General features: G+C 34.2%; 17 protein-coding genes and 1 pseudogene. 4 read left to right on the top strand and 14 right to left on the bottom strand.

From position 1 onward, the window contains the following. The first annotated feature begins 16 nt into the window (after nucleotides 1-16). Nucleotides 17-1642: an FAD-dependent oxidoreductase gene (locus tag BN1075_RS12090; protein WP_040193405.1), complete on the top strand. Its 1626-nt coding sequence runs from the start codon at nucleotides 17-19 to the stop codon at nucleotides 1640-1642. 32 nt (nucleotides 1643-1674) lie between these two features. After that, on the top strand, nucleotides 1675-2631 hold the full coding sequence (locus BN1075_RS12095) for a 4Fe-4S dicluster domain-containing protein (protein ID WP_040193407.1): 957 nt from the start codon (nucleotides 1675-1677) through the stop codon (nucleotides 2629-2631). A 105-nt stretch (nucleotides 2632-2736) separates the two neighbouring features. Here BN1075_RS12095 and BN1075_RS12100 read toward each other — a convergent pair whose 3' ends face one another. Continuing rightward, entirely contained in the window at nucleotides 2737-3729 is a 993-nt protein-coding gene (locus BN1075_RS12100) for a LacI family DNA-binding transcriptional regulator (protein WP_040193408.1), read from the bottom strand. Between the two features lie 78 nt (nucleotides 3730-3807). Further along, entirely contained in the window at nucleotides 3808-4854 is a 1047-nt protein-coding gene (locus BN1075_RS12105) for an aldose epimerase family protein (RefSeq protein WP_040193409.1), read from the bottom strand. A gap of 227 nt (nucleotides 4855-5081) precedes the next feature. Here BN1075_RS12105 and BN1075_RS12110 point away from each other — a divergent pair, with 227 nt between their 5' ends. Then, nucleotides 5082-6245 carry a galactokinase gene (locus BN1075_RS12110; RefSeq protein WP_040193410.1) on the top strand — a complete coding sequence of 388 codons (1164 nt, stop codon included), beginning with the start codon at nucleotides 5082-5084 and terminating at the stop codon, nucleotides 6243-6245. A gap of 23 nt (nucleotides 6246-6268) precedes the next feature. Next, the gene (locus BN1075_RS12115) at nucleotides 6269-7765 is read left to right on the top strand and encodes a UDP-glucose--hexose-1-phosphate uridylyltransferase (protein ID WP_040193411.1); all 1497 of its coding nucleotides are present in this window, start codon (nucleotides 6269-6271) and stop codon (nucleotides 7763-7765) included. A 67-nt stretch (nucleotides 7766-7832) separates the two neighbouring features. On the opposite strand, the gene BN1075_RS12120 is transcribed toward BN1075_RS12115, so the two are convergent. From BN1075_RS12120 to cobA, 12 genes and pseudogenes are all read right to left on the bottom strand, one after another. After that, a complete protein-coding gene (locus BN1075_RS12120; RefSeq protein ID WP_040193412.1) occupies nucleotides 7833-8726 on the bottom strand; it encodes a sensor histidine kinase in 894 nt (297 codons plus the stop codon). A 68-nt stretch (nucleotides 8727-8794) separates the two neighbouring features. After that, nucleotides 8795-9127, bottom strand: a complete 333-nt coding sequence (locus BN1075_RS20795) for a hypothetical protein (RefSeq protein WP_052406518.1) — start codon at nucleotides 9125-9127, stop codon at nucleotides 8795-8797. An 86-nt stretch (nucleotides 9128-9213) separates the two neighbouring features. Then, on the bottom strand, nucleotides 9214-9675 hold the full coding sequence (locus tag BN1075_RS20800; RefSeq protein ID WP_052406519.1) for an ABC transporter permease subunit: 462 nt from the start codon (nucleotides 9673-9675) through the stop codon (nucleotides 9214-9216). Continuing rightward, nucleotides 9668-10591: pseudogene (locus tag BN1075_RS12130) on the bottom strand (ATP-binding cassette domain-containing protein). The gene BN1075_RS20800 and the pseudogene BN1075_RS12130 overlap by 8 nt, the downstream one beginning before the upstream one ends. A 173-nt stretch (nucleotides 10592-10764) precedes the next feature. Beyond that, on the bottom strand, nucleotides 10765-11457 hold the full coding sequence (locus tag BN1075_RS12135; RefSeq protein WP_040193413.1) for a response regulator transcription factor: 693 nt from the start codon (nucleotides 11455-11457) through the stop codon (nucleotides 10765-10767). Nucleotides 11458-11580: 123 nt separating this feature from the next. Then, nucleotides 11581-12213, bottom strand: coding sequence for a precorrin-8X methylmutase (locus BN1075_RS12140; protein ID WP_040193414.1), 633 nt, complete (start codon nucleotides 12211-12213; stop codon nucleotides 11581-11583). Nucleotides 12214-12284: 71 nt separating this feature from the next. Next, nucleotides 12285-13652 carry a cobyrinate a,c-diamide synthase gene (locus tag BN1075_RS12145; RefSeq protein WP_040193415.1) on the bottom strand — a complete coding sequence of 456 codons (1368 nt, stop codon included), beginning with the start codon at nucleotides 13650-13652 and terminating at the stop codon, nucleotides 12285-12287. Beyond that, nucleotides 13639-14841, bottom strand: coding sequence for a bifunctional cobalt-precorrin-7 (C(5))-methyltransferase/cobalt-precorrin-6B (C(15))-methyltransferase (locus BN1075_RS12150; RefSeq protein ID WP_040193416.1), 1203 nt, complete (start codon nucleotides 14839-14841; stop codon nucleotides 13639-13641). The genes BN1075_RS12145 and BN1075_RS12150 overlap by 14 nt, the downstream gene beginning before the upstream one ends. Beyond that, nucleotides 14835-15200 (bottom strand): sirohydrochlorin chelatase, encoded by a 366-nt coding sequence (locus tag BN1075_RS12155; protein WP_040193417.1) that lies wholly within the window; start codon nucleotides 15198-15200, stop codon nucleotides 14835-14837. Before BN1075_RS12155 ends, BN1075_RS12150 begins: the two co-directional genes overlap by 7 nt. Nucleotides 15201-15204: 4 nt before the next feature. Next, nucleotides 15205-16500: a glutamate-1-semialdehyde 2,1-aminomutase gene (hemL, locus tag BN1075_RS12160; protein ID WP_040193418.1), complete on the bottom strand. Its 1296-nt coding sequence runs from the start codon at nucleotides 16498-16500 to the stop codon at nucleotides 15205-15207. A gap of 69 nt (nucleotides 16501-16569) precedes the next feature. Further along, nucleotides 16570-17553: a porphobilinogen synthase gene (gene hemB / locus BN1075_RS12165; RefSeq protein ID WP_040193566.1), complete on the bottom strand. Its 984-nt coding sequence runs from the start codon at nucleotides 17551-17553 to the stop codon at nucleotides 16570-16572. A gap of 33 nt (nucleotides 17554-17586) precedes the next feature. Continuing rightward, on the bottom strand, nucleotides 17587-19065 hold the full coding sequence (gene cobA, locus BN1075_RS12170) for a uroporphyrinogen-III C-methyltransferase (RefSeq protein ID WP_040193419.1): 1479 nt from the start codon (nucleotides 19063-19065) through the stop codon (nucleotides 17587-17589).

The following is a 19065-nucleotide window of genomic DNA, read 5'->3' on the forward strand; positions in this document are numbered from 1 at the left end:
CAAAGGAAGTGTTTCTATGAAAATACTTATTATCGGAGGTGTAGCAGCTGGTACCAAAGTCGCTGCTAAATTAAAAAGAGAAAATCGTGATATAGATATTACAATCTTAACCAAAAGTAATGATATTTCATATGCAGGATGTGGTTTGCCCTACTATGTTGGTGATTTAATCCATGAACGTTCTCAGCTTATTGTAAATACTCCAGAAAGCTTTTCTGCCCTTACAGGAGTTAATGTTTTAACTCAAATGGAAGTTAATAAAGTAAATCAAGCTGAAAAAACTGTACTTGCTTTAAATTTATCAACAAATGAAGTCTCTACATTTAACTATGACAAATTAGTCATCGCTTCCGGAGCAAACCCAATTAAACCAAACCTTGAAGGCATTAACTTAAAAGGTGTTTACTTTATGAGAACACCAGAAGACGCAATCTCCTTAAGAGCTTCTGTTGAGGCTGGTGAAATTAAACGTGCTATCGTTGTAGGTGGCGGCTTTATCGGACTTGAGGTTGCTGAAAACTTAGCTTTACAAGGAGTTAAAGTATCTGTTCTTGATATGGCAGATCATATACTTCCAGGCTTTGATGAAGAAATCTGTGAATATGTGGAGAACCATCTTGCAGATCAAGGTATCATGACCTTCACAAACACTCGACTTGAAGGTATTCTTGGAGAGGAAAAGGTAGAAAAAGTGCAAACTCAAAAACGTGCAATGAAATGCGATGCAGTAATACTTGCAATGGGTATACGTGCAAACACAAGCTTTTTAGACGGCACTTCAATTGAACTAATGCCTAACAGAACAATAAAGGTGAATGAATACTTACAAACTAACGATGAAAATATCTATGCAGTTGGTGACTGTGCCTCTGTAATAAACTCTATTACAAAAGCTCCAACTTGGTCTCCAATGGGATCTTCAGCAAATATCGAAGGCCGTATAGCTGCAAAAAATATTGCTGGTGCTGCACTAAAATATAATGGTGTACTTGGTACTGGAGTATGTAAATTACCTAAATTAAATGTGGGACGTACTGGTCTAACCGAAACTCAAGCAACAGCCGCTGGCTTTAATGCAGTTTCCGTTATAACTGTAGTAGATGATAAAGCTCACTACTATCCAGACGCATCAATATTCATAGTAAAAATGATTGCTGATAAAGATACAAAGAAATTATTAGGTCTTCAGGTCCTTGGTAAAGGTGCCGTTGATAAAATGGTTGATATAGCAGTTACCGCTATTACAATGAATGCTTCTCTAGAGGATATTGAGAATATGGATTTAGCTTATGCACCTCCATTCTCAACAGCAATTCACCCCTTCTCACATACTGTGAATATACTTCTTAACAAGATAAGTGGAGAATTTTCAACGATAACTCCCCTTGAATATAAAACAAATAAGCCAGAGGGTTATCAGGTAATTGATGCTTCAATGACTCCTTATATCCCTGGAGCCTCTTATATTGATCTTTCAAAAGTATCAGGACCTGTAGATGGATATGATTTAGATGCCAAACTGCTATTAGTTTGTTCAAAAGGTAAACGTGCATATCTTTTACAAAATCGTTTAAAACATTATGGTTATACAAATACCCTTGTCCTTGAAGGTGGCTCCACTTTTTCAGAAGTGGAATTGTAATAAAAATTTTTATACTTATGGAGGAATTAACAATGATAACACAACTTAAAGTGACCCCAGAAGATGAAAAGAGAGTAAAAGCCATGGGCTTTTTAAGAAACAAAGGAACCGACTGTTTCTCTGGAAGAATTATAACTGTAAATGGTAAAATTACTGCTGCTCAAAATAAATGTTTATCTGAAGCTTCAGAGTTATATGGTAATGGTATTGTAACTTTAACTACTCGTTTAACTTTTGAATGCCAAGGAATTCATTATGACAATATTGAAAAATTCCAACAATACATTGCAAAAGAAGGCTTAGTAACCGGTGGTACTGGTTCTAAAGTACGTCCTGTTGTATCTTGTAAAGGTACTACCTGTCAGTATGGTTTAATTGATACCTTTGCTCTTTCTGAAGAAATCCACGAAAGATTCTTCAATGGATATTCAACAGTTAAATTACCTCATAAATTTAAGATAGCAGTTGGCGGATGTCCTAATAACTGTGTAAAGCCAGATTTAAATGACATTGGTATTATAGGACAAAGAATCCCTAATTATGATTCTGATAATTGTAATGGCTGTAAAAAATGTTCTATTGTAAGTGCATGTCCAATAAAGGCTGCAACCCTTGAAGATGGTATCCTTGAAATCGACAAAGACCGTTGCAACAATTGTGGCCGTTGTATTGGAAAATGCCCCTTTGACTGCATAGAGGATGGTACAACAGGTTACAAAATCTATATCGGAGGAAGATGGGGTAAAAGCATTTCTCACGGTATTCCTCTAAGCAAAATCTTCACTTCAAAGGAAGAAGCCTTGAATATACTAGAAAAGTTAATTCTACTTTACAGAGAAAAGGGACAAACCGGAGAACGTTTAGCTCAAACTATTGAACGTATTGGCTTTGATGCTTTTGAAAAAGAATTGCTTTCAAATGATATTTTAGAGCGTAAACAAGAAATATTAGATGCTAAACTACACTTAGTTGGTGGTGCCACTTGCTAGATTAACTTATTTGCTTTATATATAGGGTAAAAGATTAACTATAAAAATAACCTTAGCTAGAAACTAAGGTTATTTCTATTTATATCAAGCTTTATTTATTAATATTCAAATAGATTTACAGCTCTCCCTTTTAATAAGCTTAGTTGGAATAACTACCTTTCTGCAAACATCTAATTCTCCTCTTATACTTTCCTTTAAAGTGTCTACAGCAACTCTGCCCATAAAGTCAGTATAAACCTTCACTGTAGTTAAGGCTGGTGTTAAGTATTGAGACGTGTATATATCATCAAAACCTATAATACTTATGTCTTCTGGAACTTTATATCCATCTTCTGATAAAGCTCTATAAGCACCAATTGCCATGGGGTCACTTGCTATAAAAAATGCAGTTGGTATCTTCTTCTCCTTTAAAGCCTCCTTCATCAATTCATATCCGGCCTCTGGCAAAAAACTGCCAAGGTATATGTTATTCTCTTTTAAATTTCCTAGAGAATTCATAAACTTAATATAAGCATCCAGTCTTAAATCATTAACTTTTATGGAACCATTCTCAACGTACTCTTGGCCACCTATATAACCAATATTAATATGCCCAAGTTCATGTAAATAAATTAAAGCTCTTTTAACTCCACCTTCATAATCAATTACCACAGAATCATATTCTAAATCATTTGGTGAGGAATCCACAAAAATAATCTTTTCAGATACCTTTTTCATCTCCTCAATTTCCGTTGTTCCAAACTTTCCAATTGCAATAATTCCATCAAAGGTTTTATTCCCATTATCACTTTTTAAATTTAAATATGAAAAGTTCATTCCTTCTTCAGTGCATCGGCCTTCTATTGCCATTCTTATAGATAGAAAATATGGATCCTTTATTTCGTCACCTTCTGTGTACCAATTAACTATACCTATATTTATTTCTTTTTCCTTTTGCTTCTTCTGCTTTGATGTTATATAATCTAGCTTCTGAGCAGCTTCAAAAATTCTTTTCTTAGTTTCAGCTGCTACATTTAGCTTATCATCAAAATTCAATACTCGTGAAACCGTTGTTATTGAAACGCCTGCAAGCGCTGCTACATCCTTTATGGTTGCCATATTCTCCCTCCATTATCTAATAGAGTATATCTGTGCTCTAAATTATATATAAATCCTCAGATACTATCATAACAAGTATTATTGCGTAACATAAAATTTAAATACAGTTTTTGCTTCATATTTTTCACCTGGTTTTAAAATAGACATTTCAGCAAACTCATTATTAAAACCTATTGGAGGTGCTTGAGTTTCAAAGCAGCAAGCCATTCTAGGACTCGCCTTCTTCCCACAACTTAACATTTCTCCTTCTGCAAAGTTCATTGCATAGCATACAACGCACTCCGCATTAGTTTTAATGTCCATTGCTCTTCCTGATTTAGGATCTCTAAAGGTAATATCTGTGTTTTTATCCCCATTTAACATCCACATATGGTCATAACCACACCCCTTAGCAAGCTGCTCATTTGTCATATCATCTATATCTTTACCTAAAGCTTTCTCCAGCCTAAAATCAAATGGAGTTCCTTCAACCTCTAGAAGCCTTCCTGTAACAATAGACCCATCTCCCATTTCACAAATCCTATCACTATTTATCTTCAGAATATGTTCTTCGATTCTACTTTCACCATCACCGGATAAATTATAATAATTATGATTTGTTAAATTTAACAATGTTGTTTTATCAGTTGTCCCACTATACTCCATAGTTAATTCATTCTCATTATTAAGTTTATAAATAACCTGAACTTCTACATTACCTGGATAACCTTCTTCACCATCTGCAGATTTTAAGTTTAACTTAACGCCTACATAATCCTCTTCTTTAATTGGCTGGCTGTCCCAGATTTTTTTACTAAATCCAATAGTCCCTCCATGGAGAGTTGAACCATTACTATTTTTAGTTATATTATATTCCATTCCTTCAATAGTAACTTTTCCGCCACCAATTCTTCCTGCCGTTCTTCCAGCTATTGCTCCCCTGTATGCATCATTTATATAATAATCTTCTGGTTTCTCAAGTTCCAATACTATGTTTTTAAAGATGCCTTCTTTATCTGGTGTCATAATCTTAGTGATAACCCCACCTAAAGATAAGACTTCAACACAAACCCCATTGTCATTTACCAGTTGGTATATTTTAAACGACTTCTCTCCATTTTCAAATCTTCTATTTATTATATCCATGAAAAATCCCCCTTGAATCAAATTTATCAACTCCCAGATTATATATTTATTTTACCATTTACATTACATAAATCAAAGAATAATATTTTAGTAAAACCATTGATTCTTTTTACTAAAATATTATAATTGTATTATAGGGGTATATGTATGATATATTGCTATTTTTCTAAGTACTTATAGTATGTAGCTACATATAATAATATAATAATATATGGGGTGAATTTAATATGATAAATGAAATGCTTTTAAAATTTCAAGAAATTTTTGAAACTAATAACGCTAAAGTATTTTTCAGTCCTGGAAGAGTAAATTTAATCGGTGAACATATCGATTATAATGGAGGCTTAGTTTTTCCTTGTGCTATAAGCCTAGGAACCTATGGTGTTGTTGCTTTTAATGATACCAATACCATCAGAGCTTATTCCTTAAACTTTGAGGCCCTAGGACTAATTAAAATTTCCTTAGCTGATTTAACATATAAGAAAGAAGATAATTGGACTAACTATGTTAAAGGTGTAGTTAAATTTATGAAGGAAGCTGGTCATGAAATTAACTCTGGCTTTGACCTCTTAGTATATGGAAACCTTCCTAATGGAGCTGGACTTTCTTCTTCAGCCTCTTTAGAAATGCTCACTGGAAAAACCCTTATAGATTTATTCAATCTTAATATCAGCAAGGTTGAATTAGCCCTTCTTGGGAAGCGTGTTGAAAATGAATTTCTTGGTGTTAACAGCGGTATTATGGACCAGTTTGCAATATCCCTTGGAAAAAAAGATAATGCAACTTTACTAGATTGTAATACCTTAGATTACAAATATGCTCCTGTAAATTTTAAAAATGAAAGTATCGTAATAATGAATACTAATAAAAGAAGAGAACTTGCTGATTCTAAATACAACGAAAGACGTGCTGAATGTGAAGCCGCTCTTGAACAGATTAAAACAATAAAAAATATCAATGCTCTTTGTGAGCTTTCTACCAAAGACTTTAATGAGATATCTTCAGTAATAAATAACCCTATAGAAAGAAAAAGAGCTTATCATGCTGTAACTGAAAATGAGAGAGTTAAGTCAGCAATTGAAGCTTTAAATAATGATGACTTAATTACCTTTGGACAGCTAATGACTGGCTCCCACACTTCTCTAAGAGATGACTATGAAGTTACTGGTATTGAACTTGATACACTAGTTTCTTCTGCTTTAAAACAGCCTGGTGTTCTCGGTGCACGTATGACTGGAGCTGGCTTTGGAGGATGTGCTATTGCTTTAGTTGAGAATCCACACGTTGAAGAATTTATTCAAAAAGTAGGTGCTGAATATAAAGCTGCCATTGGATATGAAGCTTCCTTCTATATAGCTTCAACTTCAGATGGTCCAAAGAAAATTAACTAAATCAAAAGGTATGGAGGTACAACATGAATTCACTATATGCTTTAATAGACAGACTAATTGAAATTTCCATAGAGAATAAACTTATAGAAAATCTTGATAAAATCTATGTTAGAAACAGGCTTTTGACTTTATTTAAAGAAGAGAATTATGAGGAAAGTGAAAAGATATCCACAGAATTTTCAAAAACTTTAGAAGAATTAACAGCTATAGCTGTGGAAAAAGGAATAATTGAGGATTATTTATATGCAAAAGATATCTTCAGCAGTAACTTAATGAACTGCTTTATAGATAAACCTTCTGTTATTAACAAAACCTTCTTTGACTTATACAAAGAATCTCCACAGACTGCCACTGATTACTTCTATAACCTTAGTAAAAGCTCAAACTATATCAGAATGGATAGAATAGCTAAAAATATTTTTTATAAAATACCATCTGTTTACGGTGATATTGATATAACAATAAATTTATCTAAGCCTGAAAAGGATCCAAAACAGATTGCTCTTTCTAAAAATAACATAAGTACAAATTATCCAAAATGTCTTCTATGTGTTGAAAATGAGGGTTATGAAGGCACAGTTACTCACCCTGACAGAGCTAACCATAGAACCATTTCCCTAGATATTAAGAATAAAAAATGGAGACTTCAATACTCTCCTTATGTTTATTACAATGAGCACTGCATTGTGCTTCTTGAAGAACATGAGCCGATGTTTGTCAGCAAGGAAACCTTTAAGAGATTATCTTCCTTTGTTGAGATTTTCCCACACTATTTCCTTGGTTCCAACGCTGGTCTTCCAATCGTTGGTGGTTCAATCCTTGCTCACGAGCACTATCAAGGTGGAAATTACATTTTCCCAATGAATAGAGCTGAAGCTTTATTTAAATTTAAAATAAATAAATTCAAGGACGTAACTGTTGAAGGTTTAAAATGGCCTCTTGCCACTTTAAGAGTCAAAGCTAAAAATGTAGAAGACTTAGTGGAATGTGGTGGTTATATTTATGACAGTTGGCTGAATTACGCTGATGAGAGTCGTGGAATATTTAAAGAAACTAATGGTACTCCACATAATGCAATAACTCCTATCTGCCGTAAGGAAGGTGATTTCTTCGTTCTCGATTTAGCTTTAAGAAATAACAGAACCTCTGAAGAATTCCCTGATGGTATCTTCCATCCACATCCTGATGTACAGCACATCAAGAAGGAAAATATAGGTCTTATTGAAGTTATGGGCCTTGCTATTCTTCCTGGCAGACTTAAGAATGAACTTGAAGCAGTTAAAGCTTTCCTGCTTAACACTGAAACTGACCTTTCAACGGTTGAAGAATACCACAGAACCTGGGCTTTAGAGCTTAAAGAAAAATATACTTCTGATTTAGATATAGATCGCTTCATTGAAATTGAAGTTGGAAATAAATTTGTTAGAGTTCTTGAAGATGCTGGAGTATTTAAGCAGACTCCAGATGGCATAGAAGGCTTTAAACAGTTTGCTGAAAGCCTAGGAATTCAATATATTTAATAAGCTTTTTTCATTAACTCCCTTTATATGGTGAGTGCTGCTCAGTAATCCTACTGGCAGCACTCATTTATTTTATATTCCATTTTATCTTTATAACTAAATTCCCATCACTAAGCCGTGCACTAATTTCATTACCTAACTTTTCAACTAAGCCTTTAGTTATCGCTAATCCTAGTCCAGTATTTTTATCATTTCGGGATTTATCTGCTGTAAAAAATCTTTCAAAAATCTTTTCAGTATTTTCTTCATTTAGTGTTGGTGCCGAATTTATAAATTCAGTTACAATATTATTTCCTTCTTTTTTTAGAACTATTTTAATAAATCCTTCCCCATGCTTTAAAGCATTCCCGATTAAATTTGAAAATACCATCTGTACAGCATTTTCATCAGATATTATATTGGGAAGCTTTTCTTCGATTTCAATAAATGGATCTATGTTTTTACTTATAAAATCACTGTAATACAATGCAATATTATCACATAACAGCTTTTCTAAACTTATACTTTTCAAATTGAAAATATATTCATTCCCCTCTAATCTAGATAAATCATAAAAGCTGGAAATGAGCTTCTCAAGATTTTTGGTTCTTCTTTCTACAATTTCTAAATATTCCTCATGCTCTTGAGCTGTTATGTTATCTTGCTTTAACAACTGAATATATCCCATTATAGATGTCAATGGTGTTCTTAAATCATGAGACATATTTGCAATGCTGTGTCTTATCTCTTCTTCTATAGACTTTTTTGCAGCATTGACCCTTTGGTTTTCATCATATAAAAAATTAATATTTTGTGTAAGCTTTTCTATCTCATTACTTAAACTTGTGGTGTGAATATTAACATAACTCCCTTTGCTTTTATCCATTTGCCGTGATAAATCCTTCAGCTCCTTTTTTGTTCTTATTATATATGCTAGTAAACCTAAGACAATAAAAACTAAAAATATAATTGTTAATTTCATTTTACACCTCCCCCTGTATGCAAATATAGACATGCTGAATTAATAACTTTCAACATGTCCTCTTTTTACTATTTAATATCTTGAGCTTTTAAAATTTGTATCCCTGCCATTAACGCAATTACTATTGTAACAGCAGCAATCACTATTGACCTCATTAAATCACCATTTCCAGCATATATAGAGGTTGCTAAAGCTGAGTTATAGAATGGAGTTAACTCATAAATCTTATCAAACCAAGGATATATTCCATAGAAAAATGAAATAATCATAGGAGCTAATATAAATAATCCCGCTGTTATTGCGATTGTTCCACCATTACTTTTAATTAAAATTGCAAAGATCATTATAATAGCTATCACTGCTGAATTAGCAAATATTGATGCCACAAAGCTCTGTAACATGCCTAATATTTGTGATAATTCAAAAGTTTGACCCCAGCCATTTATAATTGTACTCCCAATAGTAGATATCGATATTAGACAAGCTGTTAATATGCTACGCCCACTATCATAGCTAAAAATTTAGCTATATAAAATTCATGCCTTTTCTTTCCATAGGCTAAAGTATTCTTTATTGTCCCCTCTGAATATTCCTTTGCTAAAAATCCAGCAATTAAAATTCCTATTAAAATTTCAATTAATCCAGCACCAAATGAAGAATGATATATTTCTAAAGCTGTTGGATTCATAGGATCCTTTGCAACTAGATTAAGTCCCATCTTACCTGGTGTCACAACCTGTTCCTCATATGTCATTGCTCCCATTTGACTCAAAATAGCTTCTTTCTCCTCTACTGATATATCTCCTAAGCTATCCACCATTACATCTTCCATAAAAGGTGATGACATAGCCATCATCATTATTGATAATACAATTGTTACTCCACATAACACCCTAAATGTTCTATTTTTAAATAATTTATATAATTCCGCTTTAACTATTCTAAGCATTTTCAGCACCTCCAACACGACTTACAAAGTATTCTTCTAAGTTTTCACCTGTAACACCGATTTTCTCAACAATTATTCCACCTCTTGAAATAACTGAATTGATTTTTCCAACCTCATCTAAGTGATCAAAGATTTTTATTAATTTATTCTCTAGCACTTCGTAATTTGTTATTTGAAGATCTTTTTCTAATAATGTCACTGTTCTAGCGGTATCATCTACTTTAAGCTCAATATACTGTCTGCACTTTTCATTTAAAGCTTCTGCTGAAATTTCTTCAATTAGTTTTCCATTACTGATTATTCCATAACAGGTTGCAAGTTCTGAAAGCTCTCCAAGAATATGACTTGAAATTAATATTGTTACATCCTTTTCCCTATTAACCTTCTTTAAAAGTTCTCTTATCTCCACAATTCCCATTGGATCTAAACCATTAATAGGTTCATCTAAAATTAGTATTCTTGGATTCCCAATAAGAGCATTCGCAATTCCAAGTCTCTGTCTCATTCCTAAAGAAAAATTCTTCACCTTCTTTTTACCGGTATCCTCTAATCCAACAAGCTTAAGTACCTCATCTATACAGCTCTTGCCTACGATATTTCTTACTAATCTTGATACCTCAAGGTTTTCTCTTGCTGTCATATTACCGTAAAATGCTGGAGTCTCAATTAAGCTTCCAACCATAGCTCTTGCAGCATTTAATTCACTCTCACTGCTTCCACCAAACAACTCAATCTCACCATTAGTTTTATGAATTAATCCTGTAATAAGTCTTATTAAAGTTGTTTTACCTGCTCCATTCTTTCCAATAAAGCCGTATATATCACCTTTTCTAATGGTCATGTTTATATTGTTAACAGCAAGCTACTCTCCATATTTCTTTGTTATGTTATGTGTTTTTAATACTACATTATTCATTTTGTTTACCTCCCCTTACCTTATGACTTAATTATATTTCCTAAGTTATAAGATGCCATAAAGCAAACATTAAGAAAGTATTAAGATTTAAGTGAGAGTCAAAATCTATAATTTAGCTAGTCGAACTTACTCTGTAATAGCACTCCTTCGAATATATATGAGAAGGAGTTTCATTAGTCCTTAAGTTTAAACCCAATTCCCCACACTGTTTGTATGTACTCTTCTGTATCAGCCTTAGCTATCTTTGAACGAAGGTTGCTTACATGAACATTTACAGTGTTATCATCTCCTAAGAACTCACTTTCCCAAACGGATTCAAATAAGTTTCCCCTTGTAAATACCTTGTTGGGATTCTCCATGAGAATTTTTAGAATAGAAAACTCTCTCAAAGTTAGGGAAATTTCTTCATCCTTAATGAATACTTGTCTGCTGTCCCTATCCAGAGTAATATTTTTATGTTTTAACTTGTTGTCTGCTTTCTCTTCCTTACTAAATTGCTTGTACCTTCTTAACTGAACCTCAACTCTGGCTAAAACTTCATTAATATCAAAGGGCTTAGTTACATAATCATCTGCTCCGCATTTTAATACGTTAATCTTATCCTCTTGAGCAGTCTTTGCTGAAATCACAATAATAGGCATAAACTTCTGCTTTCTTACCTCCTGGATAAGCTCTTCTCCTGTAACCCCTGGAAGCATTAAATCTAAAAGTATAATATCATAATTAAATTGTTCAATGCACATTAAAGCCTCTGACCCTGAAAATGCCCCTCGTACCTTATATCCATTTTTCTTTAAAATATTGCAAAGAAGATTATTAATATCTATATCATCCTCAACAACTAAAATTTCGACTTCTTTATTCATATAATCACCAATTTCCTAAAAGTATCATTATGTAATATATTTTATCATAAAAATTATCTATTTACTTGTAAACATATAAGAGTAGTTAAATTTGATAACTCAAATCTAACTACTCTTTATTTACTATATTCCTTCTCTTGGTGATGCCATGTATAATAGTGCATTGACGATTGCTGCTGCAACGTTACTACCACCTTTTCTTCCTTTTGCTATAATAGCATCAGCACCTGAATTAATTATAAGTTCTTTGGACTCAACTACATTTACAAAGCCTACTGGAACTCCAATGATTAGTTCTGGCTTTATTTTGCCTTCCTTCATAAGCTCCTCTAGTCTGATTAATGCTGTTGGTGCATTTCCTACTGCTATGACAACAGGCTTTTGAAGTTCTACAGCCTTTTCCATACATACAGCTGCACGGGTTACACCTTGCTCCTTTGCACTCTTTGCCACATCCTCATCTGCCATAAAACAGTGAACCTCACAGCCTAATCTAGCCGCTGCAGCTTTGTTTATACCTGACTTAGCCATATTGGTGTCAGTTACTATTGCTGCTCCTCTTTTTAGAGCTTCCAAAGCCTTTTCAACAACACCTTCTGAAAAATACATGTTATCTACATACTCAAAATCCGCTGTAGTATGTATCACTCTTTTAACTATTGGAGCTTTTTCCTCATCTAAGACTATCCCATTAAGCTCACTGCTGATAATCTCAAAGCTTCTTTTTTCTATATCCATTGGATTTATCTTTTCCATATTCATTCCTCCAATATAACTGCTACTGCAGTTATCAAAAATTAAACCTAATTTTTTCTTTTGCTTTTATATTATTTCTCTTTATATGATAAGCAAGCATTAATAAAGCGTTGTGCCACCTTAATATTTCCCCCTAAATGAATGTGAGGATATCCAGCAAACATGGTGATTTTCCCATGAATACAATGCCATTTCCTGCCCGTAATTGGTTTTACAGCTAAGAAATCTTCTCCGCATAAATCACTGTCAGAATAATGGAATTCATGAGCATTAACCTGTTCCCCAGCTTGAAATAAAAGATTGTTATTTAAAGCTGTAAGAGTTGTATACCCAAACCTTGAAAGCTTATTTGTAAGCTGTGAGGTTGAATCAATTATATTCACCATTTCAAATTCATTTCCATCTTTATCCTTTATGGATTTTTGAAGATACATAAAACCACCACATTCTGCTATAGTTGGAATTCCCGATTCAATAGCACTTTTGACAGCTTTCAGCATTGATTTATTTTCACTTAGCTCCTTAGCGTAAAGCTCTGGATAACCCCCACCTAAATATAACCCATCAATTTTCTCTGGAAGTTTTTTGTCCTTTAATGGTGAGAAATATTTAAGGGTTGCTCCCATTTCCTCCAGCAGCTTCAAGGCATCTTCATAATAGAAGCAAAAGGCATTGTCCATGGCAACACCAATGGTACAGCTTCCTCGCTTTTCAACTTTAATGTCCTCATATTCTAATTCTGGAGTATTCTCCCCTAACTTCAAAAGACCCTCTATATCAATATATTTATCTACTGCATCAGCTAATAAATTTAATCTTAAATCAAGATCTTCTATTTCTTCTGCCGTCACAAGGCCCAAATGTCGGCTACCTATTTCTGCAGCTGGCAGCTTTGGTAAAAATCCATAAACCTTTACATTACAAAGGTCCTCAATAATATCCTTATAAGTGTTATACATCATTTCTGAAGTTCCATTAAGAATAATGCCCTTAATATTATTGGGTGCAAAATCTAAATATCCCTTAACTATAGCCGCAACAGATATATAAGTACCTGCAGGGTTCACTACCAATACAGTAGGTGTATCTGTAAGCAAACTTAAATCGCAAGAAGAATACTTTGTTGATTTTGAACCTAAACCATCATATAAACCCATAACACCTTCTACTATAGAAAAATCTGCCTCAGCTCCATTCTTTGCAAATAAATACTTTGTAGTATTATCTCCACATAAAAAGGAATCTAAGTTTCTAGATTTTGTTCCTATAATTTTTGAATGAAACATTGGATCAATATAATCTGGACCACATTTAAAGGATGCCACCTTCAAATTCTTTCTCACTAAAGCCTTCAATATGCCACAGGTAACGGTTGTCTTACCACATCCACTGCCTGTTCCTGCAATCATTATTCTCTTAACTCTTTTACTTTTGTTCATATCGTCCTCCTGAAATTATATAAACAGGATTGTTGGCAGTCATCATATTATATCCACCAACCTTCTTAGAACGTGCTGAATTAATACATACAATTTCTGCATCAAAGCCATTAGCCTCCATTACTTTCATAGCTTCATTTAAAGTTTCTAAAGTAATAGCATTAATTGCTATAAATACTTCTGGATTCTTCTCCACAAGAGCTTTGATAATTGAATCCATATTGCCCTTACTGCCACCTATAAAAGCTTTATCAGGCCTTGGAAGCTCCTCCATTACCTGTGGTGCCATTCCTTCAACGGTTATAACGTTATAACCGCTAAGCAGCCTTCTATTTTCTTTAATAAGTTCAATGCCATCTGGATTTGTTTCAATGGCATATACCATGCCTTTATAGGCTTTTCTAGCCATTTCGAAGGCTACAGATCCTGTACCTGCACCAATATCATAAATAATATCTTTAGATTTAATTTTCATTTTTGCAATAGTTACAAATCGTACCTCTTCCTTGGTCATTGGTACTTTCCCTCGAGTAAGCTCTTCATCTCTAATAGAAATATTATGATCAGTACAGTTATAATTTTCTATTATTAAAACTGTTAGGTCCTCAAATTTTAATTCTGAAAGCTCCTTTGCAGTTCCTTCTATAATTCTTTCTGAAGCCATAGAAAGATTTTCTCCTGCAATAATCCTTACTTCACCTAAGCCTTGTTCGCTTAAAAACCTGCAAATATCATGGGCTTTATTACTTCCACCTGTTAAAACAAACAGCTGTGGAAAGTATGAAACAGCTCCAAGAATTGAATTGTTTCTTCCATGAAGGCTGACAATTTTCATATTTTCGTAGCTTCTCCCGGTCTTTGAACAAAGATACTGCATACTGCTGATACCACAGATTACCTCAACCTGACACTTTCCCTCCAAGCTTTTAAGTAAACTCTTGGTCATACTGAAAAAGCCTGTATCTCCTGATACTAATACTCCAACCTTAGAAGCCTCAGACTCTAATACCCTTAATGAAATTTCAGAGATAGGCAGGTTTTCTATATCCCTGCGTATCTCTGTCATAAGTTCTCCAATTCTATTAGTGCTGTATAATTCATCACACTGTTGAATTATTTCTCTGCCTTTAGCTGTTAGCATACCTAGGCAGCCTGTGCCCGCACCAATAATATAAACCTGCTTTAACATAATGCTTCGCTGATTCTATCAACTAAAATATCAGCAAGCCTTGAATCAGCCCCCAAAGTATTTCCCATAGTAATTTTTACATTTGGCTTATTTACTAAATACTCCTCTATTTCCTTTGGAATATCTTCTCTTATATGAACTCCTGAAAATAAGAAATAAGGAATAACCTTTATCTCCGTAACATTCTTAGCAATTAACTTATCTAAACCCTTTTCTAAATTCACATCTGAAAATTGAAGATATGCAGTTTCTATCATTACATCCTCAAGTTTTTCTTTAGCCATTTTAGTTATTTGAGCAAGTGTTAACTCTGTTTCTTTTTCTCTGCTTCCGTGTGCTAAAATTAAAATCCCTTTCATATTGTTAACCCCCTATTATTTCTTTTATTGTTTCTTCTGCTGCGTTTAAAGTTCTATCTATATCAGCTTCTGTATGAGCAAAGCTCACAAACATAGCTTCAAATTGTGCTGGAGCAAGGTATATTCCCTTTTCCTCCATCTTGATGAAATACTTAGCATAAGCCGCAGTATCGCTGCTCTTAGCCTTTGCATAATTAGTAACTTCTCCTTCTGTAAAGAAAGCACATACTAATGATCCAACTACATTTACACTTATTGGTGCCTTGTACTTCTCACCAATTTCTCTTAATCCATCAGCTAATTTCTTAGCAAGTTTATTAATTGTTACATATATCTCTGGATTTTCATTTAACATTCTAAGCTGTGCAAGACCAGCAGCCATTGCCACTGGATTTCCTGATAAAGTTCCTGCCTGATATACTCCGCCTAAAGGTGAAACACAGCTCATTATTTCTCTTCTTCCACCATAAGCTCCTACTGGCATTCCTCCACCTATTATTTTTCCATAAGTAACTAAGTCAGCTTCTATACCGTAGAACTCTTGAGCTCCACCTTTAGCTAAACGGAAACCTGTAATAACCTCGTCAAAGATTAATAGTGCTCCATTTTTTGTACATATTGCTCTTAAATCCTTAAGAAAATCTCCTTGAGGTGCGATAACTCCCATGTTAGCAGCTACAGGCTCAACTATTACTGCTGCAATTTCACCATTATTTTCTTCAAATAACTTTTCTACAGTTGTAATATCATTGTATTGTGCTGTAAGAGTATCTTCCGCAGCATTTTTAGGTACTCCTAAGCTGTCTGGAACTCCTTCTGTTAATAATCCTGAACCTGCTTTAACTAATAAGCTGTCACTATGTCCGTGATAACATCCTTCAAATTTTACTATCTTATTTCTATTTGTATATCCTCTGGCAACACGAATAGCACTCATAACAGCTTCTGTTCCGCTGTTTACCATTCTAACCATCTCTATATTTGGTACCATTTCATTTATAAGCTCTGCAATTTCAACTTCTCCAGCTGTAGGTGCACCATAGCTTAAACCTTTTTGAATAGCTTCTGATACACTCTTTAATATTTCTGGATGATTGTGTCCTAAGATCATTGGTCCCCAAGAGCATACATAATCAATGTACTCATGTCCATCTACATCATATATTCTAGAGCCATTTGCTTTTTCTATAAAAAGAGGATTAGCCCCAACTGCTCTAAAAGCTCTTACTGGGCTGTTAACTCCTCCTGGAATTACTTTTTTTGCTCTTTCAAAAAGAGCTTCACTTGTTTTATTGTTCATATGCTTTACTTAGCGGTCTCTTACTATATTACTAGACTGCCGCTAAAGCCTCCCTTCGTATATATCAAATTAACCTATATCACCTTTTTTAATAGCTTGTGCAAGTTCCTTTGCATAGTAGCTGATTAATATATCCGCACCTGCACGGAAAATACTCACAGCACTTTCACACATTACCCCATACTCATCAATTAAGCCTTGGGCTGCTGCTGCCTTAATCATGGCATACTCTCCACTTACACTATAAGCCGCTAGTGGCAAATTAGTATTCTCTTTAACCTCTTTAATTACATCTAAATAGGATAAAGCTGGCTTAACCATTAATATATCTGCACCTTCCTGTGCATCTATAAGAGCCTCTTTTAAAGCCTCTCTTTTATTGTGATAATCCATTTGATATGCCTTTCTGTTTCCAAAGGAAGGAGCTGAACCTGCTGCTTCTCTGAATGGACCATAGAAGGAAGAAGCATATTTAACTGCATAAGACATTATTGGAGTACTAATATGACCATTTTTATCTAGTAACTTTCTGATGGCATCAATTCTTCCATCCATCATATCTGATGGTGCAACCATATCTGCTCCTGCCTCAACATGAGAAAGAGCAATCCTTGCAAGATAATCAAGGGTTGTATCATTATCTACACCACAGTTATTTAAAATTCCGCAGTGCCCATGAGAAGTGTATTCACACATACATACATCTGTAATTATCTGCACCTCTGGGTATTGTTCCTTTATTTTTCTAATTCCCTGCTGAACTATTCCTTCTTCTGCATAAGCTTGTGAGCCTACTTCATCCTTATGTTCAGGTATTCCAAATAAAAGTACTGAACGAACATCATTTTTTAAAGCCTCTTCTACAGCCTCTCCTATTCTGTCTGGACTGTAATGAAAATTATTTGGAAGAGATGAAATCTCAGACTTTATATTGGTTCCCTCCTTTAAAAATAGAGGGTATATTAAAGATTTTGGAGATAACCTTACCTCTCTCACCATATCTCTTAGAACTTCACTACTTCTAAGTCTTCTTGGTCTTACATTATCATTCATGAATGACATACTATGAGCTCCCTTCTGGTATTTTTACGATAACTCTATTAATCTATCAAGCATAGAAGCAATGGTTGCTTTTTCAGAAACTTCACAGTTCAAACCATACTCCTTAGCAGCTTTTAAGGTCTGTTCGCCTATACATAACGCTCTAATATTATCTATGTTTAAACCTTCCATAGACTTCACAAAGCCATGAACAGTAGATGCACTGGTGAACATTACCCAGTTTACCTCTTTGGCTTCAATATGCCTTCTTACTTCTTCACTATCTGGATTTGTATAAACCGTATCATATAAAGGTACTGCCTTATACTCTACCCCTGCTGATTGAAGCACCTGTTCTAAATCTCCACCTGTTTTTAGTGCATTTAAAACTAATACTTTTTCATTAGCTTTTATAGACTCCGTAACCATTCTACCTAAATGTTCTCCATCAAATATATCCGGCACTAAATCTGCTGCTATTCCATACTTTTTAAGCTCTGCTGCTGTCTGACTTCCAACAGCTCCTATCTTAACATTACCTAAAGTTCTTACGTCTTTTCCACCTTCAAATAACTTATTAAAGAAAATCTCAACTGCCGTCTTACTTGAGAAAGTAACCACATCATAATCTTTAACTTCTGGAATTTCAGCTTCTATTTCTATGGTTTCAATGCAAGGATACTCTATAACCTCTGCTCCAAGTTCCTTTAATTTATCACTAAAGGTTCCCATAGAATGCTTAGGGCGTGTAACTATAACTCTTTGTCCAAATAAATCTCTATTCATAAACCAATCAAAGGAATCAGATAAGGAACAAACTTCTCCTACAGCTATTATTGCTGGTGAATGTATTTTTTCCTTTGCAGCTTCTTCTACTAATGTTGAGATGGTAGCTACAATTTTACGCTGATTTGGACGTGTTCCATTTTCAACAACTGCAGCCTTAGTTTCTGGATTCATTCCTGCCTTTATAAGACCTTCCATTAAAAATGGCATTGAAGATACACCCATCAAAAATACAAGAGTCCCACGTAAACTCACTAACTCCTCAAAAGGAATTTCTAATTTTCCGCCCTCTCTAGCATGACCAGTAATTATATGTAGAGAAGAACAAAAGTCTCTATGTGTTATTGGAATTCCAGCATAGGCAAGAGCTGAAATCCCAGAAGTTATTCCCGGCACAACTTCAAAGGATATATTGTTATCAGCGAGAAGTTCTAACTCTTCACCGCCTCTTCCAAATACAAAGGGATCTCCCCCTTTAAGACGAACAACAAATTTTCCTTTTTGAGCTTCTTCTAGCAATATTTTATTTATATCCTCCTGCTTAACTAAATGATGGCTGCTTTCTTTACCAACATTTATCAGCTCGGCAGTTTCTGGAATCATGTTTAAAATATCCTTTGATACTAATCTGTCGTATACTACAACCTCAGCTCTTTGTATAAGTTCAGCTCCTCTTAAGGTTAAAAGTCCTTTATTTCCTGGACCTGCACCAACTAAAGCCACAAAGCCTTTCTTCAT

It is taken from the genome of Clostridium culturomicium (assembly GCF_000821305.1).
Lineage (GTDB): Bacteria > Bacillota > Clostridia > Clostridiales > Clostridiaceae > Clostridium_J > Clostridium_J culturomicium.